The 26,048-nt window shown below is 49.2% G+C and carries 26 protein-coding genes; 14 read left to right on the top strand and 12 right to left on the bottom strand.

Annotation, left to right across the window (positions count from 1 at the left end; all coding sequences use genetic code 11):
- The first annotated feature begins 112 nt into the window (after positions 1-112).
- The 9 genes from ACI955_RS07925 (at position 113) to ACI955_RS07885 (ending at position 8,497) form a co-directional block, all read left to right on the top strand.
- Positions 113-508 (top strand): NINE protein, encoded by a 396-nt coding sequence (locus tag ACI955_RS07925; protein ID WP_415243199.1) that lies wholly within the window; start codon positions 113-115, stop codon positions 506-508.
- Between the two features lie 170 nt (positions 509-678).
- Positions 679-1,101 (top strand): cellulose synthase subunit BcsC-related outer membrane protein, encoded by a 423-nt coding sequence (locus tag ACI955_RS07920; protein WP_415243260.1) that lies wholly within the window; start codon positions 679-681, stop codon positions 1,099-1,101.
- A gap of 75 nt (positions 1,102-1,176) precedes the next feature.
- Entirely contained in the window at positions 1,177-2,100 is a 924-nt protein-coding gene (locus ACI955_RS07915) for a glutathione S-transferase family protein (RefSeq protein ID WP_415243198.1), read from the top strand.
- 69 nt (positions 2,101-2,169) lie between these two features.
- The gene (locus tag ACI955_RS07910; protein WP_415243197.1) at positions 2,170-3,432 is read left to right on the top strand and encodes a glycosyltransferase; all 1,263 of its coding nucleotides are present in this window, start codon (positions 2,170-2,172) and stop codon (positions 3,430-3,432) included.
- A 123-nt stretch (positions 3,433-3,555) separates the two neighbouring features.
- Complete coding sequence (locus ACI955_RS07905; protein ID WP_415243196.1) at positions 3,556-4,311, top strand: amidohydrolase family protein; 756 nt, start codon at positions 3,556-3,558, stop codon at positions 4,309-4,311.
- 514 nt (positions 4,312-4,825) lie between these two features.
- Positions 4,826-5,188: a TfoX/Sxy family protein gene (locus ACI955_RS07900; RefSeq protein ID WP_415243195.1), complete on the top strand. Its 363-nt coding sequence runs from the start codon at positions 4,826-4,828 to the stop codon at positions 5,186-5,188.
- A gap of 40 nt (positions 5,189-5,228) precedes the next feature.
- Positions 5,229-5,555 (top strand): BolA family protein, encoded by a 327-nt coding sequence (locus ACI955_RS07895; protein ID WP_415243194.1) that lies wholly within the window; start codon positions 5,229-5,231, stop codon positions 5,553-5,555.
- A 7-nt stretch (positions 5,556-5,562) separates the two neighbouring features.
- On the top strand, positions 5,563-6,513 hold the full coding sequence (locus ACI955_RS07890; protein ID WP_415243193.1) for a rhodanese-related sulfurtransferase: 951 nt from the start codon (positions 5,563-5,565) through the stop codon (positions 6,511-6,513).
- Between the two features lie 259 nt (positions 6,514-6,772).
- Complete coding sequence (locus tag ACI955_RS07885) at positions 6,773-8,497, top strand: WS/DGAT/MGAT family O-acyltransferase (RefSeq protein WP_415243192.1); 1,725 nt, start codon at positions 6,773-6,775, stop codon at positions 8,495-8,497.
- 69 nt (positions 8,498-8,566) lie between these two features.
- Here ACI955_RS07885 and ACI955_RS07880 read toward each other — a convergent pair whose 3' ends face one another.
- The 6 genes from ACI955_RS07880 to ACI955_RS07855 form a co-directional block, all read right to left on the bottom strand.
- Positions 8,567-9,205, bottom strand: a complete 639-nt coding sequence (locus ACI955_RS07880) for a flavin reductase family protein (protein WP_415243191.1) — start codon at positions 9,203-9,205, stop codon at positions 8,567-8,569.
- A gap of 193 nt (positions 9,206-9,398) precedes the next feature.
- The gene (locus ACI955_RS07875) at positions 9,399-10,787 is read right to left on the bottom strand and encodes a multicopper oxidase family protein (RefSeq protein ID WP_415243190.1); all 1,389 of its coding nucleotides are present in this window, start codon (positions 10,785-10,787) and stop codon (positions 9,399-9,401) included.
- A 26-nt stretch (positions 10,788-10,813) separates the two neighbouring features.
- A complete protein-coding gene (locus tag ACI955_RS07870) occupies positions 10,814-11,929 on the bottom strand; it encodes a DUF1513 domain-containing protein (RefSeq protein WP_415243189.1) in 1,116 nt (371 codons plus the stop codon).
- A gap of 28 nt (positions 11,930-11,957) precedes the next feature.
- Positions 11,958-13,115 carry an imelysin family protein gene (locus ACI955_RS07865; protein ID WP_415243188.1) on the bottom strand — a complete coding sequence of 386 codons (1,158 nt, stop codon included), beginning with the start codon at positions 13,113-13,115 and terminating at the stop codon, positions 11,958-11,960.
- Entirely contained in the window at positions 13,115-14,560 is a 1,446-nt protein-coding gene (locus ACI955_RS07860) for a di-heme oxidoredictase family protein (protein ID WP_415243187.1), read from the bottom strand. Before ACI955_RS07860 ends, ACI955_RS07865 begins: the two co-directional genes overlap by 1 nt.
- Positions 14,561-15,826: an imelysin family protein gene (locus tag ACI955_RS07855; RefSeq protein WP_415243186.1), complete on the bottom strand. Its 1,266-nt coding sequence runs from the start codon at positions 15,824-15,826 to the stop codon at positions 14,561-14,563.
- A 179-nt stretch (positions 15,827-16,005) separates the two neighbouring features.
- Between ACI955_RS07855 and ACI955_RS07850 the strand changes: the two genes are divergently transcribed.
- Positions 16,006-16,881 (top strand): HpcH/HpaI aldolase/citrate lyase family protein, encoded by an 876-nt coding sequence (locus tag ACI955_RS07850; protein ID WP_415243185.1) that lies wholly within the window; start codon positions 16,006-16,008, stop codon positions 16,879-16,881.
- A 36-nt stretch (positions 16,882-16,917) separates the two neighbouring features.
- On the opposite strand, the gene ACI955_RS07845 is transcribed toward ACI955_RS07850, so the two are convergent.
- Complete coding sequence (locus tag ACI955_RS07845) at positions 16,918-17,931, bottom strand: YheT family hydrolase (RefSeq protein WP_415243184.1); 1,014 nt, start codon at positions 17,929-17,931, stop codon at positions 16,918-16,920.
- 445 nt (positions 17,932-18,376) lie between these two features.
- Between ACI955_RS07845 and ACI955_RS07840 the strand changes: the two genes are divergently transcribed.
- The 3 genes from ACI955_RS07840 (at position 18,377) to ACI955_RS07830 (ending at position 21,744) form a co-directional block, all read left to right on the top strand.
- Positions 18,377-18,781, top strand: a complete 405-nt coding sequence (locus tag ACI955_RS07840; protein WP_415243183.1) for a nuclear transport factor 2 family protein — start codon at positions 18,377-18,379, stop codon at positions 18,779-18,781.
- Positions 18,782-19,054: 273 nt separating this feature from the next.
- Positions 19,055-20,023 carry an OmpA family protein gene (locus tag ACI955_RS07835; RefSeq protein ID WP_415243182.1) on the top strand — a complete coding sequence of 323 codons (969 nt, stop codon included), beginning with the start codon at positions 19,055-19,057 and terminating at the stop codon, positions 20,021-20,023.
- A gap of 38 nt (positions 20,024-20,061) precedes the next feature.
- The gene (locus tag ACI955_RS07830) at positions 20,062-21,744 is read left to right on the top strand and encodes a hypothetical protein (protein WP_415243181.1); all 1,683 of its coding nucleotides are present in this window, start codon (positions 20,062-20,064) and stop codon (positions 21,742-21,744) included.
- A gap of 144 nt (positions 21,745-21,888) precedes the next feature.
- On the opposite strand, the gene ACI955_RS07825 is transcribed toward ACI955_RS07830, so the two are convergent.
- The 4 genes from ACI955_RS07825 to ACI955_RS07810 are packed head-to-tail and all read right to left on the bottom strand — an operon-like array spanning position 21,889 to position 24,774.
- Complete coding sequence (locus tag ACI955_RS07825) at positions 21,889-23,220, bottom strand: ATP-binding protein (protein WP_415243180.1); 1,332 nt, start codon at positions 23,218-23,220, stop codon at positions 21,889-21,891.
- A 1-nt stretch (position 23,221) separates the two neighbouring features.
- On the bottom strand, positions 23,222-23,905 hold the full coding sequence (locus tag ACI955_RS07820) for a response regulator transcription factor (protein ID WP_415243179.1): 684 nt from the start codon (positions 23,903-23,905) through the stop codon (positions 23,222-23,224).
- 12 nt (positions 23,906-23,917) lie between these two features.
- Positions 23,918-24,244: a PepSY domain-containing protein gene (locus ACI955_RS07815; RefSeq protein WP_415243178.1), complete on the bottom strand. Its 327-nt coding sequence runs from the start codon at positions 24,242-24,244 to the stop codon at positions 23,918-23,920.
- Positions 24,245-24,264: 20 nt separating this feature from the next.
- Positions 24,265-24,774, bottom strand: a complete 510-nt coding sequence (locus tag ACI955_RS07810; RefSeq protein WP_415243177.1) for a glycine zipper 2TM domain-containing protein — start codon at positions 24,772-24,774, stop codon at positions 24,265-24,267.
- A gap of 109 nt (positions 24,775-24,883) precedes the next feature.
- On the opposite strand from ACI955_RS07810, the gene ACI955_RS07805 reads away from it, so the two are divergent.
- Positions 24,884-25,507, top strand: coding sequence for a glutathione S-transferase family protein (locus tag ACI955_RS07805; RefSeq protein WP_415243176.1), 624 nt, complete (start codon positions 24,884-24,886; stop codon positions 25,505-25,507).
- 60 nt (positions 25,508-25,567) lie between these two features.
- On the opposite strand, the gene ACI955_RS07800 is transcribed toward ACI955_RS07805, so the two are convergent.
- Complete coding sequence (locus ACI955_RS07800) at positions 25,568-25,921, bottom strand: hypothetical protein (RefSeq protein ID WP_415243175.1); 354 nt, start codon at positions 25,919-25,921, stop codon at positions 25,568-25,570.
- Between the last annotated feature and the right edge of the window lie 127 nt (positions 25,922-26,048).

Raw genomic sequence — 26,048 nt, 5'->3', positions numbered from 1 at the left:
AGGCTATTTTTCTGCACTTTAGCTCTTCGCCATAATCCCCTACACTTTGGGTCCTTAGTTTTTCGATTGATCGTTACTTAATACGCTTGCGAGTACACAGGAGCCCAAAGCAGTGAATAATACCCATAGCATAGTAGTTGGTTATATTTTGTGGATATTTGGTTTTATGGGTGCACACCGTTTTTATTATGGTCGACCTATCAGTGCGACGATTTATTTCTTTACCCTCGGCCTGTTTTTAATAGGTTGGTTTGTCGATTTATTTCTTATTCCAAGTATGGATCGTGATGCCGATGCCAGTTACACCACCGGTTCCACCAGTTACACCCTCGCGTGGATACTGCTAACTTTTCTTGGGATTTTTGGCTTGCATCGATTTTACATGGGTAAATGGGTGACAGGGATACTGTATCTATTGACCGGCGGGGTGTTTTTACTCGGTATCATTTACGACTACTGGACTTTGAACCAACAGCTCAGCGACAAGAATGCGCGTTTGTTTAGTTGATTCCTTAATCCTCACTAACCCTAAGTTCGCGCTCTAAACGGTTGGACTAAGCGTTTGCTAACCTCATGCCTAAGTCTTATTGATCGTCGTAGGGTTTCCAAGTGGACTTCCCTGAGTAATCTAGGCAACTCAGCGCTATTCTGTCCGGAGGCATTTGAAACAGCCTCAAAATCGGCGCGTTAAGTGTCTATGTTAGGCAGGGAAGTCCAGAGGTAAGCTCACAACACGGTTCATATTTAAGTTCCCAAAACTATATTCCCGTGTCTTTGCCGATTAGGTACTATGTTCTTTATGGCAATGACTGGTCTTATCTAGTGGCGGCGTCAGTGTCGAATCTTTGGTCGGGTGAAGATGCACCATATTTGCTAGGTAGCGGTAGTTCGTCCGACGATGCATTTGGCTATGCACTTGAGGCCGCTGTTGAAAAACGAGTCAGTAAGCGCTGGTATGTCGGCTTGGCAGCAGATATTCAGCGAGCAGATTTTTTCGAGCCCAACTATGTGGTGATTTACGTGAAATATACTTTTAATGAACGCTGGCAGGCGATGTGGACCCCGCCTGAGCCGCCTATTCCATATAGTCGTTTTGACTGAATGCGCACCGACACGCCGTCCTTAACATCTGAGTTTTCTCTTTACCGTAAATCCAAACCAATAGGCTAATCTGCTATGAGTAAGGTTCTGATACTCCACCACTATGAAATGTCGCCGTTTTCGGAAAAAGTGCGGGCTATGTTTGGCTACTGTAACTTAGAGTGGCAATCGGTGTTAACAAGCGCAATGCCCCCACGATCGTTTTTATTGCCTTTGGCAGGTGGATACCGACGAATTCCTGTTGCTCAAATTGGCGCCGATATATTTTGCGATACGCGAATTATTTCCGCTGAAGTGGCGACATTAACCCAGCGACCTGAATTTGCGATGGCGAGTTTAAGTGGCGATGAACAAACATATATAGAATATTTAGATGGTGATACTTTTAGCGCCGCCTTCAGCGCCATTTCGCCGCTGACGCTGATGTCGTCTTTGCTTAGGCGTATGTCTCCCCTTAAAGTTTTCGCTTTGATTCGTGACCGGCTATCTATGGCAAAGGGTGGCAACTTGCGCAGACCCTCGGCTAAGAAAGCATTGACGATTATTCAGAAACATATGCGGGACTTGGATCAGCGGGTGTCGAATGCGCAATACTTGCAGGGTGATAGTCCCGCTCTAGCAGATTTTGCTGCCTTCCACAGCTTATGGTTTTATTTTTCAATGACTCGTACAAAGCCGCCATCAGAATTAAGTAACTTTGCGGCTTGGTACGGACGCATTGCAAACTTTGGTCACGGTAAGCGCAAAGAGATTAGTCCAGAAAATGCTTTAGATATCGCCAAAAAAGCGCTACCTCGTGCTGTACCAGATAGCATGCGGCAGGATGAGAATGTGGGTAGACGTGTGCAAATTTCGCCGTCTGACTATGGCCTGATCGCGGTTGAGGGAATGCTCGTTGGTGCCGATTCTGAGCGCTTGATTCTTGCTAGGCAGAGTGAGGGGTTGGGTGAGGTGAATATCCATTTCCCAAGGCACGGCTATACACTTAATGTGGTCTAAGCTCCTTAGCCTTTATGGTCATATTCAGGTTTCTGATGTTTTCAAATTTTTCGCCGCTACAGGACCCCTATGCAGGTTTTAGTGATTGGCTATGTTTGGCCCGAGCCAAACTCCTCAGCCGCTGGCCGGCGGATGATGGATTTACTGGGTGTCTTTCTCAGTCGCGGTGACACCGTAACATTCGTTAGCGCCGCGCAGCGTGGAGAGCATAGCGTCGACCTCGAAGGCATGAATATCAGGATCGCTGAGGTCAGCTTAAATTGTTCAAGTTTTGATGAGTTTGTGGCGGACCTAAGCCCCGCCATTGTGGTGTTTGACCGATTCTTCACCGAGGAACAATTTGGTTGGCGAGTTGAGCGCAGTTGCGAAACTGCATTGCGCATACTCGACACAGAAGATCTTCATTGTTTGCGTCACGCTCGTCATCAGGCCTTAAAACAGGGGCGTGAAGTGCAGCGCGGTGATCTTTTTAGTGAGTTGGCGCAGCGTGAAATTGCAGCGATATGGCGCTGTGATATTAGCTTAATTATTTCTGAGTACGAGATGAGCCTTTTGCAGGGTACTTACGGCGTGGCTGCTGATGTCTTGCACTATCTGCCTTTGCTGTCGGATACGAATGCACAAGATTGTGTGGGTTGGGCCGGTTTTGATGCCCGTCAACACTGCATTGTCATTGGTAATTTTAGGCATGCACCGAACTGGGATGCCTTGTTGTATTTGCGTTCAGAGATTTGGCCGCAAATTCGCAAATCACTTCCCGACGTTGAGTGTCATGTTTACGGGGCATATCCACCGCCCAAGGCGCTTCAGCTTCACAGCGAGACACTCGGATTTCTGGTAAAAGGCTGGGCTAAAAATGCGGTAGACGTTGTGACTTCGGCACGTCTGTGCCTAGCGCCTCTGCGTTTTGGTGCCGGTCAAAAAGGTAAGTTGTTGGAGGCGATGGAGTGTGGGACACCCACGGTAACTAGCGAAGTCGGAGCCGAGGGAATGCAGGGAGATTTGCCCTGGAGTGGTGAGGTTGTCAGTGCGTCAAATTTATTTATTAAAGATTTTATCACAGCTACTTTACGTCTTTATCAAAATAAAAATGAATGGCAAGTAGCGCAAGAAAAAGCAAAGGCACTTCTTGCGTTACGTTACCAAAAAAATGTGTATTTGCCGCTATTTGAGCAGCGAATAGATGCGGTGTTAGGGCAGCTGCATACTCACCGCCAAAGCCATTTTTATGGTCTTATGCTTCGTCACCAAACACTCAAAAGCCATCAATATATGTCGCAGTGGATAGAAGCGAAGAACCGTGTGACGGATATTGATGGGGATACTTTTTGAAGATTGCTTTTACCCTGTAAATCTGCGAGTGTTAAAGTATTTCACTAAGCATATTAATTTTATTAATAATAAAAGTTGCTGATACGCAGGCTTTTAAGTTTAGCCAGCATAGGTGGGAGCGATATGCAGCATATGATTTTTGATGCCCATTTACACATTATAGATCCCGCTTTTCCTTTGGTGAGTAATGATGGCTACTTGCCAGATGAGTTCACGGTTGATGATTATATTGGCCAAACTGCATCCTTGGGTGTTGGCGGAGGTGCGGTTGTTTCTGGTTCGTTTCAACGTTTTGACCAAAGTTACTTAATCGCGGCCTTGGCTGAATTAGGGCCGTCCTTTGTTGGTGTGACGCAACTGCCTTTTTCTGTCAGCGACGAGGACTTGTTGTTACTAGGCAGTCATGGGGTGCGCGCTGTGCGATTTAACTTGCGCCGCGGCGGATCAGAAAGCAGCAAGTATCTTTGGGAATTTGCGCATCGGGTGTACGACTTATTGGGTTGGCATATTGAGATTTATGCAGACTGCAAAACGCTAGTGGATCTTGAGGATAAGTTGTGCCGGCTGCCCGCTGTTAGCATCGACCATCTTGGTTTATCCAAGGAGGGTTTGCCGCTCTTGTACCGCTTGGCCGAAAGTGGTGCTCGAGTGAAAGCAACTGGATTTGGCCGAGTAAATTTTGCAGTTAGCCAAGCGATAAAACGCTTGTTTGAGATCAACCCCGAGGCCTTAATGTTTGGCACCGACCTACCTTCAACCCGTTCGCCTCGAGCCTTTAATCCGGTTGACATTGAAATTATTGGTAATGCCCTTGGCGATGCTGCGACTAAACAAGTGCTGTGGGATAATGCCGCGGCGTTTTATCGACTTGGTGTCTGAGGTCCGATTGATGGCAAGCGTGAGGTAACTACTTTTACCGAGATATTTGCAGTCCCTTCAACAAAGACCCTCGATAGCCCCGCAAGTCCTCTAAGCTGATTTGATATGTGTTGGTGGATTGTTCTACCTTCTTAGCAGAGCGAGATGAGCACCTGCTCCAGTGGGCTTTGAGTGGTGTTGCGCAGCAGTGGCTGGGCGAGCGCGCTGGCAGATCCAGCGTTGTAGCAGTAGATGGTCGCTCAATTAGCTGCTGCGTCTAATGCACCAGCAGAGCTGCTGATGGCGATATTTGAAGATTATGGGGTTCCCTGTGTTGCTAGCGCCCTGTTTGCTACCCTAGTTATACCATTGCAGTGCTTCAGACAGCCTGCTACCGAGCGGGCTTGCTAGTTTGGCTATATCGCTGTGGTGACACGGGCCATATGCCTTGGGGTTTGGTTCTAGACGTTACTGAGCTATTTCTGCGTCTCAAGTCGGTGAATTTGAGTTACTTGGCAGCATAGCGGGGTTAAAAATGGCATCTGATTCAGCGTTTACTCATTACCTTATTGAGCAGCTTCAGTGGGTTGGCCCTGTTAAGTGTCGAAGAATGTTCGGCGGCTACGGTGTGTTTTTAGAGGGCTTGATGTTCGGCTTAGTGTTTGAAAACACGCTGTATTTGAAGGTCGATACTGACAGTAGGCAAGATTTTGACGCCTTGGGCTTGCCACCCTTTACCTATGCGCGTGGCGCTAGGGAAGTTGCGCTTTCGTATTATCAAACCCCGGACGAGGCACTCGACGACACCGAGATATTGTTGGTTTGGGCTAATCGTGCTTACGTAGCTGCTATGCGCTGTGCGGCAGAAAAGGGTAAGAAACGAGCTAGCGGTGTATAATGTAGGCCGATTTATGATAGCGGAGTTAACAGAGTATATTATGTCAGTCATTCAACAGAGTATTACCGATAAGCTTGCAGCTGCCTTAAGGCCCCAGCATCTTGAGGTTGTTAACGAAAGTCATATGCACAGCGTGCCCGCGAACTCAGAAACCCACTTTAAACTCGTCATCGTCGCCGACGTATTTAGTACTAAGCGTAAAGTTGCACGTCAGCAAAGTGTTTATCACCTATTGGCTGAAGAGTTAGCTGGGCCGGTTCATGCCTTGGCAATGCACACTTATAGTCCGCAAGAGTGGCAAGACCGAACCGCGCCGGCGCCGGCGTCACCCAACTGTTTGGGTGGTAGTAAAAAGGATCAAGGTTAAATAAGGTATGGATCAGTTTGTTGTAGCGGCCCTATATAAATTTGTCAGTCTTCCCGATTACCACGAGATGCGCGAACCCCTGCTAGATGTTTGTCTGCAAGCCGGCGTCAAGGGGACCATATTGCTCGCTGCTGAGGGCGTGAATGGCACCATTGCGGGCTCTCGTCAGGGCGTAGACACTGTGCTTACCTATATGCGTGCAGATAGCCGCTTAGCCGATCTTAGTCACAAAGAGTCCTTCGATAAATCGCAACCTTTTTATCGCACCAAAGTGAAGTTAAAGAAAGAGATTGTGACAATGGGGGTCGACGGTATTGACCCCAATGATGTGGTGGGGAGTTATGTAAAACCCGCTGATTGGAATGCACTTATTTCTGACCCCGAGGTGTTGCTGATAGACACCCGCAATGATTACGAAGTGGAAATCGGTAGTTTTCGTGGTGCTGTGGATCCGAAAACCACCAGCTTTAGGGAGTTTCCGGAATACGTTCGCGAACACTATGACCCGCAGAAACATAAGAAGGTGGCGATGTTTTGCACCGGCGGTATTCGTTGTGAGAAAGCGTCTGCCTTTATGAAGCACGAGGGTTTCGAAGAGGTTTATCATCTTGAGGGAGGCATTCTAAAGTATTTAGAGGAGGTGCCTGAGCCTGAAAGCTTGTGGCAAGGCGAATGCTTTGTATTTGATAACCGAGTTTCTGTAACTCACGGTTTAGCAAACGGAGAGCACGAGCTCTGTCACGGCTGTCGTCGGCCGATAAATAGCATGGATAAGCAAAGTGACTGTTATGAAGCAGGGGTGACGTGTCCGGCTTGTTTCGATGTGGTGACCGAAGATCAGAAGAAGCGTTTTCGTGACCGTCAAAAGCAGGTTGAACTTGCGCGGTTACGCAATGAGGATCATGTCGGTGCGGCGCCGCCAGCTCGTCAACGCAAGGCTCGAATCGACAATCTTTAAGGAGTGGCGTGCAGGATTTTAGACAAGCTGCTTGCAGGTTTTCGGTTTTTTATTTCGTTTATTGGTAGATTCAAGCGATTATTTCACAGATTGAAATCGCTATGTGGCGGTCAGGCAATGTTGGACTCTATCTTTCGACGTTATCTATCCCATTTGAATTACTTTGATCCTTTAAAAATTGATGTAATATGTTGGTAGTTACCTGCTCGCGCGGACTTAAAAGCGGGAGTGGGGCCAATATAATAAGAGGATTTATTGCATGAAGCAGTTAGGCGTCCTAGATACGGCATTTATTAACCTTGAGCACCCTAATACCCCCCAGCATGTGGGTGGGCTCGGTATTTATGACCCTTCAAGCGCCCCCGGTGGTTTTGTGCGATTCAAAGGTGTGATCTCCAATTTTGAGCGCCGCTTGTCAAAACACACTATTTTCCGCTCGCACTTACATAGAGTCCCCGGCAATGTTGATCGGCCGTATTGGGTTGAAGATGCTAATTTCGACGTCGAATTTCATATTCGTCATATAGCGCTGCCGCAGCCCGGCGACTGGCGCCAGCTCTGTATCTTGGTCTCACGGCTCCACGCTAGACCGCTGGATATGAACCGACCGCTTTGGGAGGCCTATATCATTGAAGGCCTAGACAATATTCCGGGTGTACCCAAAGGTGGTTTCGCCATTTATACGAAGATGCATCATTCGCTCGTAGATGGGGCCGGCGGCTCTTCTATTATGTCGGTAATCCATGATCTAGAGCCAGACCCAGCCGCTGTGCCACAGGGTCCTCGTGTTGTGACGGCAGATGTCGCCCCAGGGAACGTTTATCTAGCAACGTCATCAGCGGTCAATAATGTAAAAAACAGTGTGAAAATGCTAACAGGTGGCATCGGTGTGCTGCGTGATTTAGGGAAAATGGCCGTGGGAATGGCACAAAAAAAAATCCCTATACCCTCTATAAACTCGCCGAAAACGCGATTTAATACGCCGGTAGGGCCGTATCGGGTTTTTGAGGCGACAGAGTTTTCGCTGGCGGATGTTAAGTTTTTAAAGGACTTTGCTGGCGTCAAGATTAATGATGTTGTACTCAGCGTGGTTGCCGGTGGTTTGCGGTATTACCTGGATCATCACAATGAATTACCGGATGAAAGTCTATCGGTGACTATTCCGCTGGATATGCGTACCCGCCGTGGAATGACCGATGAAAACAATCAGGTAGGCTCCGTGTTTGTGGAGCTACATACCAATGTCGCCGACCCTTTAGAGCGTCTTGCGGGGATTTATAAGAGTTCTCAAGAAGCCAAGGTATATGGCGAAAACTCGCCGCTAGTTGACGTGCTGAGATTGGCTGGGGTGATGCCACCGGTGTTAACTCGGTCATTGGTGAATAGCTATTCTAACAACCATATGACTCGATATTTGCCGATTGGGATCAGTTCGGTGGTGTCAAACGTTGCTGGCCCGACGTTCCCACTTTTTTCAGCTGGTGCGCGAATGGTGCGTTATTACGGCTTGGGGCTATTAACCCCCGGTGTTGGCTTGTTCCATTTGATTTTTAGTTCTAATGGCATCATGACTATGTCAATTGTGGGTGATCGCGATTCTATGCCGGATCCCGCTTTCTACCGCGAATGTATAGAAAGATCTTTTGCGGAATTGTTAGCTGCGGTAAAGAGCCAGTCCAATGCAAAAACGGCAGATATAAAAACGCCTGAGGTTAGAAAATCGGCGAAGTCATCGACCGCGAGTGCTAGTAAAAAAGCGACAGCCACCACCAGCACGAGTGCATCTGCAAAGACTGCCGCCAAGGCGCCAGCAACTAAAAGGCCAGCGAAGACTTCAGTAGCGACCCCCGTTAAAAAGCCTGTTGCTCGAAAGGCAAAGAGTCCGACGACTAAAGAGACCAAGCCTTTGGACTCCAAGTCTTCAAACGAGCTAGGTACTCAGGAAGACGGCAATGTGGTGCAGATAAACCACAGCAACTCTTAATTCACCTTTCCCATTGTGGCGCGCTTAAGGACCTGCTGTGTAAGAGTGCAGCAGGTACTCGAACGTCTGCTAGGGCACATCGATAGTCTTAGGCCACTGACCTATCTTAGCGTAGCTCAAACGTCTTAGGGCTTGAATGCGAGCGTAGCTGTCGAGCCCTGTGGCCGCAATACTATCGTTTGCCGCTATATCCACAAAGCCATCATCGCCTAGTACCTTAGCTGGTAATTCAATGAGTTGGATTTCCCCGATAATCATATGGGTATTATTTATTGTTAGTTTGTGATCCTCCCTCAGCTTGAGGCCCAGGGCAATCGTCGATTGCTCTACGAAGGGGGCGGCAAAGTCGCGCAGGTACTTTTTGGACAAACCAACGGCCTTAAACTCACACTGATCCTCTGGGTAGCGGGCGGATGTTTGGTGAGCCGCCTCGATATATTGGGGGGGCACGTGGTTGATGGTGTAATAACCAGTGGCAAGAATATTGTTGAGTGTGTGTCTTGGGCTTTCACTGGGACGAATGATAAGGCCGACGAGTGGTGGATTGGCGCCAAGATGGAAAGCCGATGACATTACGGCTAAATTAGAATCCCCATTGATGCTGTTAGTGCCAACTAGGAGCGCGGGTTTCGCACCGAGTACACTGTTAATAAATAGGCCTCGATACCGCTGCGCCATTTGCTCAATATCGTCGCGATTAATAATCATAAGTTGGCATCTCTTTTTCGCTTCGCGGAATGTCTTGGTATTAGAGCCGCGCTTAGGCGAGGTTCATGAGCGCAAGCATACTTAGCGAGTATAGAAGTTGCCAGTACGCTGGTATTATCTTTTCGGATCGCCCTCGTGGGGCGGTTTTAATTTAAAGAATTGCTGGCGGCGCTGACGGCAACTTAAATTACCGTTAGGTGATGGTGATATACCCCATTAGTCCCGTTTTCATGTGCTCAATGACGTGGCAATGGAACATCCAACTCCCTGGATTATCTGCGACAAAGGCGATTTTGGCGCGTTCGTTTTTTTCCAATAATATGGTGTCGGTATGGAAGGGCGTGATGTCCTTTTTGTCTGATTCTAGGACTGTAAATATCAAGCCGTGGAGATGAATGGGGTGATGGTGGGGCGTTGCGTTGTGGAGTTCGAATATATAGCTTTTACCGAGTGTAAGTTCGGCTAGCGGCGCGGGCAAGTTCTGGTGGCTGTGGTCACTCCACGCGCGACGATTGATTAACCAAAAGTTGTGGTCAACTTTACCTTTTGCATCGCTTGGCGACATGGCGCCAGCCCATTCAAAGACAAAGCTTAGCGAGTCTGCTGATTTTAAATCTGGCACCGGAATCGGATTGCTTGGCAGGGCGGGAATGCCTGTTTTAATCGCCGTTTTGGTCTTTGGCGGGATGATTCTTAATCGACAAATTTCAACACCAAAACGGCCCTTCATATCAAAGATAGGGATTTCTTGACCTATTTCAGTGGGGCTTATAAAGCCCACGTCGAGTCGCATTCCGGCGCCAGTGGGGTGAACGCTCAGTGGCAGCGGTGTTGCGATGGGGCTGCCATCAATGGCGATAATCTGTGCAGCGTCAGTGCGCATGCTAAGGTTAAAGACCCGAGTGCTGTCCATATTCAGAAAGCGCAGACGGAGTCTCTCCCCTGCGGGTACGTCTATGGTCGGCTTTTGCTGTCCATTGATGGTTGCGACTGTGCCGAGGGTGCCATCGCGAAAGGCTTCTCTGGGTATGGAAAGAGGTAAATAGCTGCCGTCTTTTTTAAGGCGCCAGTCTTTCAGCCCGAGAATGACATCGTAATAATCTTGTGGTGTGTCTTCCTCAACAATTAAGGCCCCGACCAAGCCCTTGCCTAGTTGTTCAACGCTGTTCATATGCGGGTGATACCAAAAGGTGCCGGCATCCGGGCAGGTAAACTCATATAAAAAGTTAGCCCCAGCTGCTACTGGCGGCTGGGTTAAGTAGGGCACGCCGTCCATGCTGTTTTCGATACGAATGCCGTGCCAGTGTACGGTGGTCGCTTCGTCTAGCTTGTTAATGAACATGACCCTTAGCGGTCGGCCCTGCTTAGCGCGGATCACTGGCGCGGGGAACTGACCATTAAAGCCAAGGATATCGCTATCGCCATCGGCGGCAATACGAGCTTTGGCGTGCTCGGCGGTAAGTATGTAGTCGTATTGTTCTTTATCGCCTCTGCCGGCCGAACTCATTGCGAGTGTTAAGGTTGGCAGATTGGCGCCAATGAGACCCGCAGCGGCGGTCTTTAATAGAGTTCTGCGTTTCATGTGTTCTCCTGCTGTGCGTCTACTTTTTAAACGCGCAGCGTCAAATGGTTGTCCCATTGCGTGCCAGCACTGTAGGCAAGTTGACGGAGCTTGTCCTCACCGGGCACTAGGGCCAGTAATTGGCCGTCTCCGTTACTTAGGATGAATTGCTGGAAGGCGGTATCATAAACTGCACCAGCAGAGTCTCGTAGCATCCAAACTTGCGACAGTGTTTTACTGTGCATATTCCAAAGACAGACCAGATTGTCGCGAGGGCAGCTGGTGACTGCCCATTGGCCGGTATCATCAATGCAGACACTGGCGATGTAGTCGCGCTTAAAATACAGAGGTAAGTCGCCTGTATTCATGGCGCTTAATGTGTGGCCGCGACGGTGGTAGTAGACCAGAGCTTTGTCTGAGGGCAGGCGACCTTGAAATTGCGCGCCGACTAATATACCGCCGTCTGGGCTAACGTCTAAATGACGGAGGCTGAGTTGGTAATGTGGTGCTGCGACTTTTTCAAGGACTCGCTGGGTTTGCAGGTCGAGGTAGTGCAGGCCTGGCGCCAAGGTGGCGGGGTTTAGGGTTTCGCGTCCGCTGGACGGTAAGGTCTTAATACCGCCAATTGCAATCACTAATGTTTTGCCGTCGGGCATGAGGGCAAGATCGTGGGGGCCAATACCTTCGCAGTCCATATGGCCAATGCAGTTGTAGCTATTTTCACAATCGTAGATGCCGATGCAGCCGGCGCCATCTTTGTCGATATTGTTTTCTGTGGTATACAAATAGCGGCCATCATTGCTAAGGCAGCCATGGCCGTAGTAGTGGTAGCCGTCTTCGCATTTTATATTGTGTCGCAATGTTCCGCTGTTTTCGTCGACAACGTATAGCTCACGGCCGGGGCGTCTTGAAAAAAATAATAGCTCTTGGCGTTGGCGGTGGTAAAGGCTGTCGTGTCCGCGGTGGGGAATCGTTTGTGAACACTGCCAGCTGTTTTCTTGCCAAACGCCAATACGATTGCCGGCGGCGTCAGTCGCGGCGCTCAAAATGGGGCTAAAGCTGGGATTTTCTGCGTCCGCGCTTAGTGCATTCGACTTTGAAATTAGCGCCAGCGGCGCACATATCAGTGCGCTGCTAGTAAACAAAAATTGACGTCTTTGCATATCGACACACCCCTAATTTCGCGTTAATTTAATCGCCGTCCTTGGAGTTGAAACCAAGGCTCGCACCTAGGGCTGTGGGCAAGTCATTTCGCAGCAGGGCAAGTAAAGTACCCAATTCGCTATGTAGATTGAGAATGGCTTGCCGGCCTGTCGCTTCATTCGCGATAGCGAATAAGCTACCGTCTATGGCTGATGCCGCCACGATGCTGCGCTTGAAACCCTCGTTAATTTTATCGCTTAGTTCTGTTTGTCCTTTGACTTCACGCAAATAGTCGTCAATACCATAGGCGGAATTGGCATTGAATATGTCTTTGAGCGCGCTTAAATTAGTGATGATGGCTTCTTTAGAATACTGGCTGCGCCACCATTCCAACTGGTAAATTTGGGTTTGGAGGGTATCGGTTTTGAGTTCCGTATCCGCCAGACCGATACCAAGCGGTCGTTCAAGTTTGTCGCGTTTTATTAATTCAATACCTGATACTAAGGTGTCTAAAAGATAGCCGATGGCGACATTATCATCCGGAAACTCTGGATTGTTCTCGCCCGTTTGACTGAACGTAGCCAGGTAGTTGCCAGCGTCTTTGCGCCAGCTATTGTGTAAGCCGCTGGCCACATTGTGGAGGTGAGCGCTGACGGCAACAAGCAACTCGCAACGGCGTTGGCCGCCGTCGCCGCTATACCGCAATTGATTGCCAGCCTTGGCGTCAAACAATAGGTATTCTAGCGATGACAATCCTTGTACAACCACACTTGCGTCGTCGACACGTTGAATTGTGATGGCCTCATCGCCTTTTAACAATGCCTCCACTTTACGGGCAATCAGGTTTTTCTTGTCTGGCCAAAATTGAATTTTCCAGGCTTGGTTGTCTACCATTAAGGGCCCGAATTGAATGTTTTGAACCACCGACCACTGGTTAACGGTTTTCTTCCAAGCGGTTCGAATAGTCTCGAATTGAGCGATATTACTGGGGATTTCACAATAATTTACGGCGGAGTCTGTAAGTGTTTTACTGGCAATATTGAAGGCTTGATAGCCACTTACGATACTTTGATTTGCGGTATCCATAAGTACTTTACTGCTCGGCAGCGGTGGGCTGCAGGCTAGCAGCGTTGCTAGGCTGCAGCCAACAATTAGTACTCGGGCAGGGGGTTTGCTTAGGAATAGTGTTATCGCTGCAAAATTCATTAAAGTGCCTTTAAAAAATACAGGAGCGCAGTTTGCTCTGGGTTTGAAAGTTGTGTGAAACCTACCTTACTCGCCTTGGCTTCGCCGCCGTGCCAGAGTATCGCCTCGGTAATAGAGCGCGCCCGACCGTCGTGAAGCAGGCGGGTATTGTTGGAGTTACTGGCGCGAATACCAAGCCCCCAGAGAGGTGCAGTGCGCCACTCTTTGGCGGCTGCATTATCAGTGGGATACTGATCCGCTAGACCTATGCCCATATCATGCAGCAGTAGATCGCTATACGGGTAAATGGTTTCGATCACGGCACCGATATTTGAAAATTTTTCTGGGTCGGGGCTTTTAGCAAACTGGCCAGCAGGCAGGCTAGTGTTGAATGCGGGAATGTGACATGCCGCGCAACCGAGCTGGGTGAAAATCGCAGCGCCTTGCTGGCTTGCGTCGTCTTGGACTGCGGCCGGCACTGCTAAGTTGGCAATATAATCGCTGACCGCGACCAGTAGTTTGTTGCTGATCTCCGGTTCTGGGTTTGTATTGGTTTGTGCTACACAAGGTTTTTCAGCGCAAGGCTTAGCTGGGTGTAAAGAAGAGGTGATTCCCATATCTTCAAAAAACGCGAGGGCAACCTGCTCATGTAAGCTAACTTGGCTCGCCTTCCAGCCAAAACGGCCCGGGCGCGCCTGTTCATCGGTTTTATTTTTGCGCAGATTAACCCGACCAGATATGCCATCACCATCGCGGTCTTGGGGGTCGCTATTGGCAATAATGTCAGCGTCGCTGATATTGTCGATTAAGCCCATGCCGATTAAGGCGGGCGCAAGTCTAGCGGAAGCGGCTATTTGGCTGACGTGACCAAGGCTTTCAAACCTGTAATCGCGCTGCTTTAATTGATAGTGCCTACCATCGGCCATAGCAACATTGCTACTAATGGATTGCCAATTGACACTCCCCTCCGGCTTGGCACCCGGTATGGCCATGTCTTGCAGCTGCTCGCCAAGCTCGGGTGATGAACTTCCCAGTCGCAATATCAGACCGACGCCATTCTCGGGTAGTTGGCCTTGGCCATTGCGCACATGACAGCCTGTGCAGCTATTGGTGTTAAATAATGGCCCTAGGCCATCTCTGGCCTTTGTGGTGGCCGGCGCCGCCACCCAAGCCTGGGTAGCAAAGCTTTTGCCGACAGCCCATTCGAGTTGCTGCTCAGGTGAGAGGTTTGGCTGAGGTCGCTGCAAGCTTTGTTGGCCTCGGCTGGCGATAGTAAAGCTCCCTCCAGATTGATTACTTGTCAGGCTAAGTTTAGTTTTGTTTGCAGTATTTTGATCATCATTTATGTCCCTCGGTGACTTGCTATTGCAGGCGCTGCTGAACAGCACAATAATGACTGTCAAGGTCAGCAACACGCGCAACGGTAAACCGTGAGCGGCGTTGCTGGCGCGTAGTGCTAACAACAATTAAAGCCCGGTGGCATTGGGGTCAATATTGATTGCGCTGGCGGCTTGTTCAATACTGCGAGTTTGGTCAACTAGAGCACTGAGAATGTTGCTTAGAATTTCTTCGCCGTGTTTATTGCCTTCGGCGATCATCATGTCGAATTTCATCGGCTTGTCTTTGGCTTCGGCGGTATTGATTAATACCGTCAGTGTTGTCATGGTTTTGTTTAATGCCTGCCGAGTTTGTTGGTCAGTATCCGCGTCTGCCTTTGCCACCAAGCGGCTTAGCGATGGCCCTGACAACACCGTGCCATCTAGACGTCGGTATTTTCCTAAGTAGATGTTCTGGATGCCGAGGCCGTCGTAGTAGTGCGACCAATGGGTGTTATCACTAAAACAGTCGTGCTCATCTTCGGTAGAATTTGCTTCAAGCGATACTTTTATACGTTCGCCACCAAGCTCTCCTAGTGAGAGCGAGCCCATACCATAGAACATCCGCGCCAGAGTCACTTCGTCGTTCATGGTAAGTAATTCGGCGCGATAATTATTCGTGACCTCAGGTGCCCACTGTTGACTCATGTACTCAAGGTCTTCCACTAACACCGCGCTAGCGGCTCGAAGGTAGTCGGCGCGACGGTCGCAATTTCCGTGGGTGCATTTATCGCCGCTTACGTAATCGGTGTAGGGGCGCTCTCCAGCGCCCAGTTGGTGACCGTTGAGGTCCTGTCCCCAAAGTAAAAACTCTATGGCGTGGTAACCGGTGGTGACATTGGCGGCTGAGCCACCTAACTCGTGCAAGCTGCGGAGTAATTTGATATTAATTTGACTGGCGTCAACCACGTCACTACCTATGCTTAGCGACGGGCTGGCAATAATATTGAGCTCTGCACCAATGTTTCCAAGGGCATAAAAATAATCGTCGGCTACGTAGTCAATTAAGCCTTCGTCCAAGGGCCAGTTATTTAATTTCCCCTCCCAGTCGTCTACGACCGGATTGCCAAAGCGGAATACTTCGCTTTGCAGATAAGCTTTACGCGCAGTTTTCCATGCACCCCTAGCGGCGATTAGCCCCGCCTGACTAGGCGCGTTCAAAAAAGCATCAATACTGGCTTGGAGCGCGATTCCGCTTTTTTCGGCGTCGCTATATATGGCGTGGGCTAACTCGGTGTAGTGGATGGCGACTGCGCGCATATCACTTAGGCTTTCCTCTTTGGAGGCGGCAACTGCGTTGAGGATGATTGCGCTAAGACTGATAAGGAGAATGAATTGGCGTAACAGAACTGACATGGATGATCTCCGCAGATCGCTATCAATGCGGGCACGAGGCCGGGGTCGGTATTCTACTCGTAATTGATAATTATTCGCAATTAAAAGCTAGCGATAATCGAAATCGCTAGGGCTTGGTAGAGCCTCTATGCGCTAGCATGCTGTGGTAAACTTTTATCTTTGCCTTGGAGACGCCCTACATGGCCACAAACCCTCGCCGCTCAATTCTGTATATGCCCGGTTCTAATAGCCGAGCCTTGGAGAAAGCGCGCAGTCTTGATGCCGATGTACTCATTCTCGATTTAGAAGATGCGGTCGCCCCATCGCAAAAAATCTATGCACGCGAACAGGTATTGGCCGCGGTGAATGCCGGCGGCTATGGCCGTCGGGAATTGGTGGTGCGCGTAAATGCCTTTGATACGGCATGGGGCCGCAAAGATATAGAGGCTTTTGCCAATGCGCCTATTTCTGCGCTGTGCTTGCCTAAGGTTGAATCTGCAGCAGAAATTCATGCGGTGGTGCAGGTGTTAAAGCAGGCAGGTGCTAGTCCTAGTCTTAAACTGTGGGCAATGGCGGAAACGCCACGTGGAATTTTAGCCGTCAGTGAAATCGCCGGCTCGCATCCGCTTATGGATGGCATTGTATTAGGGACTTCAGATCTTGCCAAAGACTTGCGTGTTCCCCATACACCGCAGCGCTTGGGGATGTTAACGTCACTGGGAATGTGCGTGCTCGCGGCGCGTGCCTATGGAATAGATGTCTTCGATGGCGTGCATTTGAATCTAGATGACGAAGAAGGCCTGCGGCTCGCCTGTCAGCAAGGTGTCGAAATGGGGTTTGACGGTAAAACCCTCATTCATCCCAAGCAAATTTTGGTCGCAAATCAGGCTTTTTCGCCCGCAGAGGACACCCTGATCCGCGCGCAAAAAATTCGTGTGGCTTGGCAAGAGGCCGAAGCCGAGGGTAAGGGTGTGGCCTTGCTTGACGGCCGATTAGTCGAGGCGCTGCACGTGGAAGAAGCAGTGCGAGTGTTGGCTATAGCGGAGCAAATCGCGACCCGAGATGCGCAAAGTTAAGCTAACTATCGAGTCTGGCGAAAGCGCCTGTTGGCGCTATTGTGAAAGCCCGGCTTTCCCAGGTTGACCACCGGGGTAGCGGCTTAAGTTAATGATGTCTAATAGGCGGCCGTCTAGCCAACTATCCAGTTGATAGTTCTTAACAAAGCCGCAGTGGCCACCATATTGCTTGGTTTCAATGTGTAAATGGGGATTCTTGGCCAGTCGGCACAAGTCTTCCGAGAGTATAATAGGATCATCTGCAGCGGCGATTATATGAGCCGGGGATGAGAGTGTTGCCAAGACTTCGCCGGCAATACTGTAAGCTTCGAAGTAGTCTGCAGGGCTTGCAAACGGGGTGTGATTGGGAACGAAGTAGCTGTTCATTTCCCTCAAGCTTTTAAGCTTAAGCAACTTATCTTTATAGCCCAGCTCAGGGTAAAACCGAATTTTTTTCTGCAGTGATTTCTGCCATTTTCTAACGAAATATTTTTCGTAGCCCCACCAGCCCGTTTCCAGTGCCACCATCGTTTTTGCAGGATCTACGACGGGACATATTCCCAACGTCTGACGGATACTTAAGCCAACTTCTTCTGCTTTAGCCGCCACCCGCAAGGCAAAATTACCGCCCAGTGAAAACCCCACTAAGAATTGCCAATCATGGGGATAGGTTGCGTGGATGGTTTTTATTGCGCCTATAACCTCGTCCAGTCTGGCCGAGTTAAATAGCTCGCGGTTGAGGTGGTGACTAGGGCCGTGATCGCGCAGGTTTAAGCGGAACACATCGTAGCCCGCATTGAAGAGCGTGCCCCCGGCAGAGAGCAAATAGCTGGATTGTGAATTACCTTCCCAGCCGTGAATAAGTGTGACTAGGCCCTTGCTGCGCTTTGTTTGGGTGGCGAACTCACCGAGTAATTGATGGCCATCACCACAATCTAATATCACCGTTTTACTTGCTGCTAGCATTGCTCTGGCGCGGGGATAAATACGCAGTCGTCTCAGCTTGGTAGACGAAAGCAGCGTTTGCGCGTGGGGGTTTTGCAAAAGCCCAGTGGGGGCAAAGTCAGTCATTTGGCTACGGTATATCCTTTTCTATCGATTTGTTGATTGTTTGGGCAGGACCCACTGTTTCGATGTGTTGTAGTATATCTACCTCAGCATGAGCTACACCGAATCGACGATGTTTCCTGTGTCCGTTTCGTTGCAACTACCGGTGAGCATTCAATAGCACTGTAATTGCTGATTTACTATATAAATATAAGACTTTGAATAGGTCGAAGATAACAATAATGACGGCAGTATGACATGAGCAACCTAAATGACCAATCTAGCGAAAACTGCACCGGCATTGACTGTTCGCCGTATTTTCGGTGGGGCGCTTAGGGTTATATTTTGATCCGGGCTGGGCTGGCTCTGACTACTGTTTAGGTATTTGCACCGTTTTTAGTGATATAACAATATGCGTTGATATCTGAGCCGCCGTTTTTCTTTGGTAAACATAGCAATAGGTTGATTTATGGGAAATGCACAATTGGCATTAGCTGCCAGCCGTTTGTCAGGGCAATTTGTGGAGCAGGGCAATAAATCTGCATGGCTGGATTTGTTCGCAGACGATGCCTGTGTTCAAGATCCAGTGGGTAAATCGCCGCTGGACCCGATGGGTAACGGCCATATTGGTAAAACTGCGATCGGCAATTTTTGGGATATGATTATTGCTGCGGGCGATATTCAATTTACTATTGTGGCTTCGCACCCCGCCGGGGATGAATGCGCGAATGTTGTCAACATGGTAAATACGCTGCCGGGCGATATCAAAATGCAGCTCGATATGGTGGTTGTTTATGCAGCCAATGCAGACGGCAAAATTATATCGCTCAAGGCCTACTGGGATTTTGAGGCAGTTCAACAGCAATTGAAATAAGTTTTTGCCTGCGGGAGCTAATGCTTGAATCGTAAGATATTAGTCTTTTAGCTCATTTTTTTGATTAAGCGGGCATTTTGCCTATTTGTTCTGCTCAGTTGTGTTTGATAGTTGTGTAAAATCTGGTGGTTGCTGCCCCGCATATGTGGCTGGCGCGCGCGGTTTCAGCTATGCAACACTGTTAGTATGGTCAGTGTCAGCTTGCAGAGCTAAGGAATTGATTTTATTAAGGTCTATAATACTAATTACAGTGCCGGTGGATGAGTAAATAGTTTGGTTTTATTGACGCGGTGTTTAAGTTTTATTTTGCTAGTCACAGCGTTTGCTGGGGCTTCGATCGCGCGTGCCCAATTAATTAATATTGAATTACTCGGTGCCTCGATTACCGCGCCAGCGAATGATGTATTAGCAGATGTTAATTTGCTGGGTGGTGTTACCGGCGGCGGGGAGCTACTTGGCGTCGACGCGCTGGGCTCAGACGCGAGTGTGAGTGGCCAGGATATATTGTTGCTGGGGGCCCCGGTGGGAGGCACAAGCGATGTCGGCGATCTTTCTGTTTTAACCGGCACTATAGATAGCTCGGAGGGAGCGGTGCTTGAATTTTTGCAAGAGACCGCCATGGGCGATATTAATCCTACGGTGCTCACGCTCTCGCTGCCGGGCTCTGATGAGCAGGGGTCGCCAGAAGTTGGTACAAGTAAAGATAAAGAAGCGGCATCGACGGCCGAGATTTTAGCAGGTGTTGCAAACACCAAACTTAGTGGCTGTGTCGATACAGACCGAGACAGTGTTTGTGACAGCGACGATCAGTGTTTGAATTCACCAGTGGGCGCGATGGTGCTGCCATCAGGCTGTCATTTTGACCGCGGCCAGGTGCTTGCCCTTCAGGGTGTTAGTTTCGGTGTAGGTACTGCGGTGCTTGCCGATTCTTCTACCGTGGTCTTACGTAAAGTGGCGCAGATGATTCAATTTACGCCGCGTGTCATGATTGAGGTTGCTGGTCATACCGATGATGTTGGCAGTAGTGCTAATAATCAGTTGTTGTCTGAGCGACGTGCACTGGTAGTAAAAAACTATTTGGTAGCAGCGGGAGTGTCCCCGCAACAGTTAGTCGTAAAGGGTTACGGTGAGTCACGGCCCTTGGTTTTGACTAGCAGGCTGTCCGCGAAGGCGCTGACCGATGCTCGCAGCCGCAATCGTCGGGTGGAGCTGCAAGTACTCGACGGACGTCCTAAGCCCTGAGATCGGGGCCACGATAATAGATATTTTTTGGAGTAAGCATGGCAATCGACCTACCTCCCGTAATTCCGCCACAGGCCGCTACTGCAGAGCGCATTGAGCAATACGCGGCGGCCCAGTCAGCTTCCATTATTGATCTCAAGATTGGAGAATACGATCTGCGGATCTCCGGTAACCGCTATCTTAGCCGTGAGCAGATCGACCTGATTATGACGGTTGCCAAAACCCCCGCCCAGGCTATTAATGCCTTGACCCAAGCCTACTATCAGCTTGGCCATTTACTCGTCACCGTCTATTTCGCGCATCGCGACAACACTATTTTCGCCCACGTCATCAATGGCCATCTGGCAGAGATTAAAGCGCCAGACAGTATCTCCCCATATTTCTCGGGCTTGATTGGTGATCAGGATCTTACGCGTTCTGAATTTGAAACAAAGCGAGTGTTGGCAAATCTGAAAAGTGAGCGTGCAGGTTTAAATTACGGGGTGACTTATCAGCTGTCAGAAGATCCCACGGCCTTTACGATCGTGCTGACTGAGTCCAAAAAAGAAGATCACGACAGCACCGATTTAAGCCTCAGTACAAATAATTACGGCAATCGCTTTTTAGGCCGCTACTTTGCTAATGCGACGTTAAAACATGATTTTAATAGTGGTGTTCAGGCATCGCTTTCCTATGATCGCGCTTTGATCGAGCTTGGGGAGGTAAATGGTGGTGATTATTATGACGGCTATAGTTTTCGTTTAAATTACCCTAGTAGCTTTGGCTTATATGGCATAGAAGCCCGCTACACAGAAGATCAGCGTCGCAGCGATGGCTTCGTGACCAGCGAGGGACCTAGCCCTATAGATAGTTTTTTATGCGTTATTCCAACGGTCTGCGAAGTGACTAGCGGTATTGGTAGCGGTGGGACAACGGAGGCAACGCGCCTGCGTTTGGTGTCCAAAGTCCGTAGCGTTGCACTCACTGGTGAGCAGGTGATAAGTAGCGATGCCGTGCACCGCTTTACGGTGTCACAGCGTTTGGAAAATATGGATAGCGTTATTGATATTGATGGCTTTGGTAAGGCCTTAGATGAGCCGCATACAAGCCTTGAGCTGGGGCTAAAATATAATAAATTAATACGTTTATTTGGTATTGGTAGCCAATTAACCGCGCAGGGGTTTATAGAGGCCGGGTTGGAATCTGATGCCGGTACGCTGGGCATAGATACCCGCGAGGGAGAGGTGGCAACGGGGCGACGGACAGGTGAGTTTTTAGTATTTAAACCCCGTGTGGCGTTAAAAATGGCGGTAAGCGATTGGGCGACCTTGAAAACTGATGTAATTGGTCAATTCTCAAACGATCAACAGTTACCACTTCAACAGCAGTTTTTCTTGGGTGGCGCAGCAGGTCTGAGTGCCTATTTGCCGGGTGTATTGGTTGGCGATTCGGGAAGTTATGCGAAGCTGACGCTGGAAAGTAATGGTTTGCCCTTGTTCGGTCTGATGTTTAAACCCACCGTTTTTGTCGAGCATGGTCAGGCATGGTATGAGGATGCCAGCGGAGAGGCCGGAGATACTCGTGCGATTGCCGATGTGGGGTTTAGCCTGAAGGCGGAGCTAGGTAAGCAATTTGTGACGGAGATACTCGCTGCTACGCCGGTATATGATAACAACCTCAATGAAGAGGCTTTATCGCAGGTTGAAATCGATTTTTTTTGGCGACTCTCCATTACTTTTTAAGATCATTTTCAAGGCATAAATCATTTTTTAAGGACTATCAGAAGCAGCCGACAGTGGCTGCTTTTTTTATGGTTAGGATTGTCGATCTATCTCTGGCGGCGAATAGTGCCGGTGTTCCAAAGTAGCGGTAGAGTTGCCTATTCTTTATCTTGGCAGCGATATTTCCGCACAAACCCCTCCAAGGCTAGAGTCTTTAAAACTGATGGCGCCCTGATAGCTTTCTATAATATCGCCGACAATGGCAAGTCCTAGGCCTTGTCCTTCGCCATACTGGTCACCTCGTATGCCGCGGCCCAGTAAATTTTCACGGGATTCTGTTGACATACCCGGGCCGTCATCATCAATGCAAATGACGGTCTGATCTCCGTTGTTCTGACAGTGGATGGCAATCGTGTTGCGGCACGCTTTGCAGGCGTTATCGAGCAGATTGCCGAATAGCTCCATGGCGTCTTGTTCGTCAATCGCAACAGTCTGCTCGGCATCTAGCGATAATTGGAAGTTTAGCGTCTTGTCTCGATATACTTTTGTCAGGGTATTATTGAGCCGTGTTATGAGCGGCTGCAATTGTATACGGCCGCTAAGATTTTGTTGGCCACTGCTTACTGCCCGCTTAAGTTGATAATTAATAATGTTGTCCATGCGGTTTATTTGTTCAATGGTAACAGTGTCTTTAGTGCCGCTTCCCTTAAGGATCGCAAGCGGGGTCTTAAGGCTGTGAGCAAGATCTGCCAGGGTGTTTCGATAACGTTCGCGCTGCTTTTTTTCTTTTTCGAGCAATTGATTTAAGTTGTGGGTAATACCCTGCAGTTCGCGGGGGTAATTGGGATGAAGTTTGCCGGTGTTGCCGTGCTCTAATAGTTTTAAATCTACGGCTAAGTCACGTAGGGGCCGCAAACCCCAATATAAAATAAGTGCGGTCACTATTAGCGATATAGTGAGCACTAGCCCAAGCCACAGGGTTAGTTGGTTTTGAAATTTCTTGAGCTCGTTGAGAAGTACAGTTTGGCTGGAATAGAGCGAGAAGAGGAGGGGGACCTCGCGTTTGTCTTCCGTCTCCCAAATGGCGTGATACTGGAAAACAAAAAAGGCTTCTTTATCGATGTTAATTTCGCTAAATAATTCTTGTCCGCTGCGCGGTGCGCTCTCCGGGGGTGGCAGCGGTATGGTTTCGCTAGAGACTGACTGCCACAGCGGTGTGCCGTCGCGAAGCCTAATTTGCGCATAGAGCCCGGAACGAAACTGCCAAAATCGCGGTTCCTTTAGGCGATCGCCCATATCAATCGCGCCGTCTTGCCACTCGATGGCGCCTAGTAGACCAAAGAATTGCAGCCCAAGTTGCTCTTGTTCTGCACTGATCAAACTCGCTTTGTGGGCACTATTTATTGCAATGCCGGTAGCACTCAGCAGTAATGCCAACAGACTAAGACTGGCAATGATGAGTCTTCTAGTAATAGATTGACTGCCTTGGGCCGACATTTCAGTGTTGTGTTTCGTTTAGTTCAAAGCGATAGCCGCGGCCACGCAGTGTAGAAATGGGCTTAAGAGTATTAGCGGGGTCGAGTTTTTTCCGCAGACGAGCAATGAATACTTCGATGACATTGCTGTCGCGATCGAAATCTTGATCGTAGAGATGTTCAGTGAGATCCGTTTTAGACACCACTTGGCCGCTGCGCATCGCAAGGTATTCAAGCGCATTGTACTCGTAAGCAGTCAGCTCGACGGAGGTGTTGTTGAGTAGCGCCCGTTTGGCTCCGGTATCAATTGTGATACAGCCAAATTGTAATTGTGGGCTGGCAAAACCTGCCGAGCGCCGAATTAAAGCATTCGCCCGTGCCATGACTTCTTCGATTTGGAATGGCTTGGCGACGTAGTCATCGGCGCCCGCTTCAAGTCCTTCTACTTTGTCCTGCCAGCGGTCTCTTGCAGTGAGAATCAAAACGGGAAATTTACGCCCCTCTTGGCGCCACTGCTTTATGACATTAATACCGTCAATGCCTGGCAACCCTAAGTCAACAACAGCTAGGTCATAGGGGTTTTCTTGGCCAAGATACAAGCCTTCGTTACCGTCTGCCGCAGTATCACAAGCATAGCCGGCGCGCTCAAAATTACGATGTAACTGCTCTAGCAGCAGGCTTTCGTCTTCGACTAGCAGAATACGCATAGTGAACTTCGCTCAATCATTGATGATGACATTTTTAATTTTGCCGTTATCTTGCAGTATTCGAACGCTGTAACTACCTCCGTTACCGCCACGTATTTTTTTTGCGCCAACGGCTCTGCCACCGTAGCGTTGCTCGGCGATAGAGATCGCCTCGTTAACACTCAGTGTGCTGCGAGCGCGGTCGTCTAAGCGTTGCTCAAGCGGTGAGCGGTCGGGCAGAGTCAGGCGACCACCACTAACATTACCTAGCGGATTGGCCTCGCCGTGTATTGCGAAGCTTGTGGCAGTCAGCAAAATAACGATTTGCAGCTGCGCGCAAAGGTGTGAAGTACGGTACATAGAACTCCTAAACATCTACTTTAGCCACGCGGGGTGACTTTGACCTCAATTTCAATTTCTCTACCGGGATTATAGGGCAAGCGGGTGTGATAAATCTCGCCTTGGTAGCGATAGCTTATATCATAGCCCACCACTTCATCTCGCCAGTCTCTATGTTGTTGGATTTCGCAGCGCTCGACTGTTTCATAATGGTTTGATCCCCGTTGACGCGAGATGTCAGCCGCAACCGTGGCTCCCAGTACGGCGCCTACTACCGTGCCAGCGCGCTTATTACTTTTGTGATGGCCAAGCTGATTGCCGAGTGCGCCGCCAATGATGGCGCCCAAAATGGGCGCCGAGCTACTGCTGTGGTGAGAGATGGTTTCCTCCCAGCATTGCTCTACCGGCGCATTAAAAGCAACACGCTCGTAAACCGCCTGCACCTGAGTAACCCGTGCATATTGAGTGTGCTTAACGCTGTTGTTCCGGTGGTCCGCGAACGCTGGGCTAGAGCAGGCAAAGATAAGCGGGATAACGCGATACTTGAACATAGCTTATACTCCAAGACTATTGCTAGTATCTAGGATAGTGGTCTCTGCCTTAACTAAAGCTGAACCATGTGCAAATCGAGACAACTTTAATAAGTTTAAGGAGAATCTGGTGAAACTATATACATACGCTCTAGCGCCAAATCCACGCCGAGTGGGACTGTTGATGAAATACAAGGGTATCGAATTAGAGACCCAAGAAGTCGATATGATGGCAAAAGAGCAGCTTTCCCCAGCGTTTAGTGCGGTCAATCCCCGCTTGACCTTGCCGACCTTGGTGTTGAACGACGGTACGACCTTGTCTGATACCATCGCAATTTGTGCTTATTTGGATGACGCTTTTCCAGATAAACCCGTTTTTGGGAAAACGGGTTTACAGCGCGCCCAAATTATTGGTTATTGTCACAGTATATTCTTTGAGGGGTTTACTGCTGTTGCCGAAGTGATTAGAAACAAGGGTAAGGCCTTCAAAGACAGTCCGCTTCCCGGGCCCCTGAAAATGCCGCAAATTGCGGAGTTAGTTGAACGGGGCAACCTCCGCATTACAGCCTTCTTTGAGACCATGAATACCGAGGTAGAAGGTAAAGAATACTTAGTCGGTGAGACAGTATCGCAGGCCGATATCGACCTTTATGTGGTACTCGGATTTTGTGGCTGGGTACGACGTGCAATTCCAGAGGATTGCGTCGCATTGCAGACCTGGTTCGATGCTATGAAGTTGAAGTTGGGCGAGTAGGCATCGCAAGGATACTCAAACAGAGCGAAATCTCGCAGAGTTCGCCCTGTTTGTTAGCTACTAAAGACCAAAAACGACTTTAACTCGGCTATTAAACACCGGTTGGTAGCGATGACCGCAACGGCGGCTATGCTCGTGGCGTGCATAGTAATGCTTATCGTAGCGCTGCTTATTGTAGTGATGTTTACTGTAGCGGTGCTTATCGTAGCTATGGTTGTTGTAGCCTTGATAGTAGTCATTGTCGTGGCCTTGCTTGTGGTATGTTTTATAATGCTTGTCATGGCCGTGGCGAGACCCGCTGTCATGGTATTGATAGCGGGCCTCAAATTGATTGCCGCCGCGATGGTCGGCATAGGCACCGCTTGCGAAAAAGCCTAAACCAGCAAGCAGAATTAACGCTTTTGTCAGTTTCATAATGATGCTCCTTTTGTTGAATACGCAGTCATAATCACACGCGGTGGCTTAACGACTCCTGAATAGGATTGGGATTGTAAAAAGGCGGGTCTTAAATAATAATAGTGGCACTATAAAAACAAAAGGT

The organism is Zhongshania sp. (assembly GCF_047636175.1).
Taxonomy (GTDB): Bacteria; Pseudomonadota; Gammaproteobacteria; order Pseudomonadales; family Spongiibacteraceae; genus Spongiibacter.
Note: the sequence above shows the minus strand (reverse complement) of the source record. Positions and strands in the feature narration are given on the sequence as shown.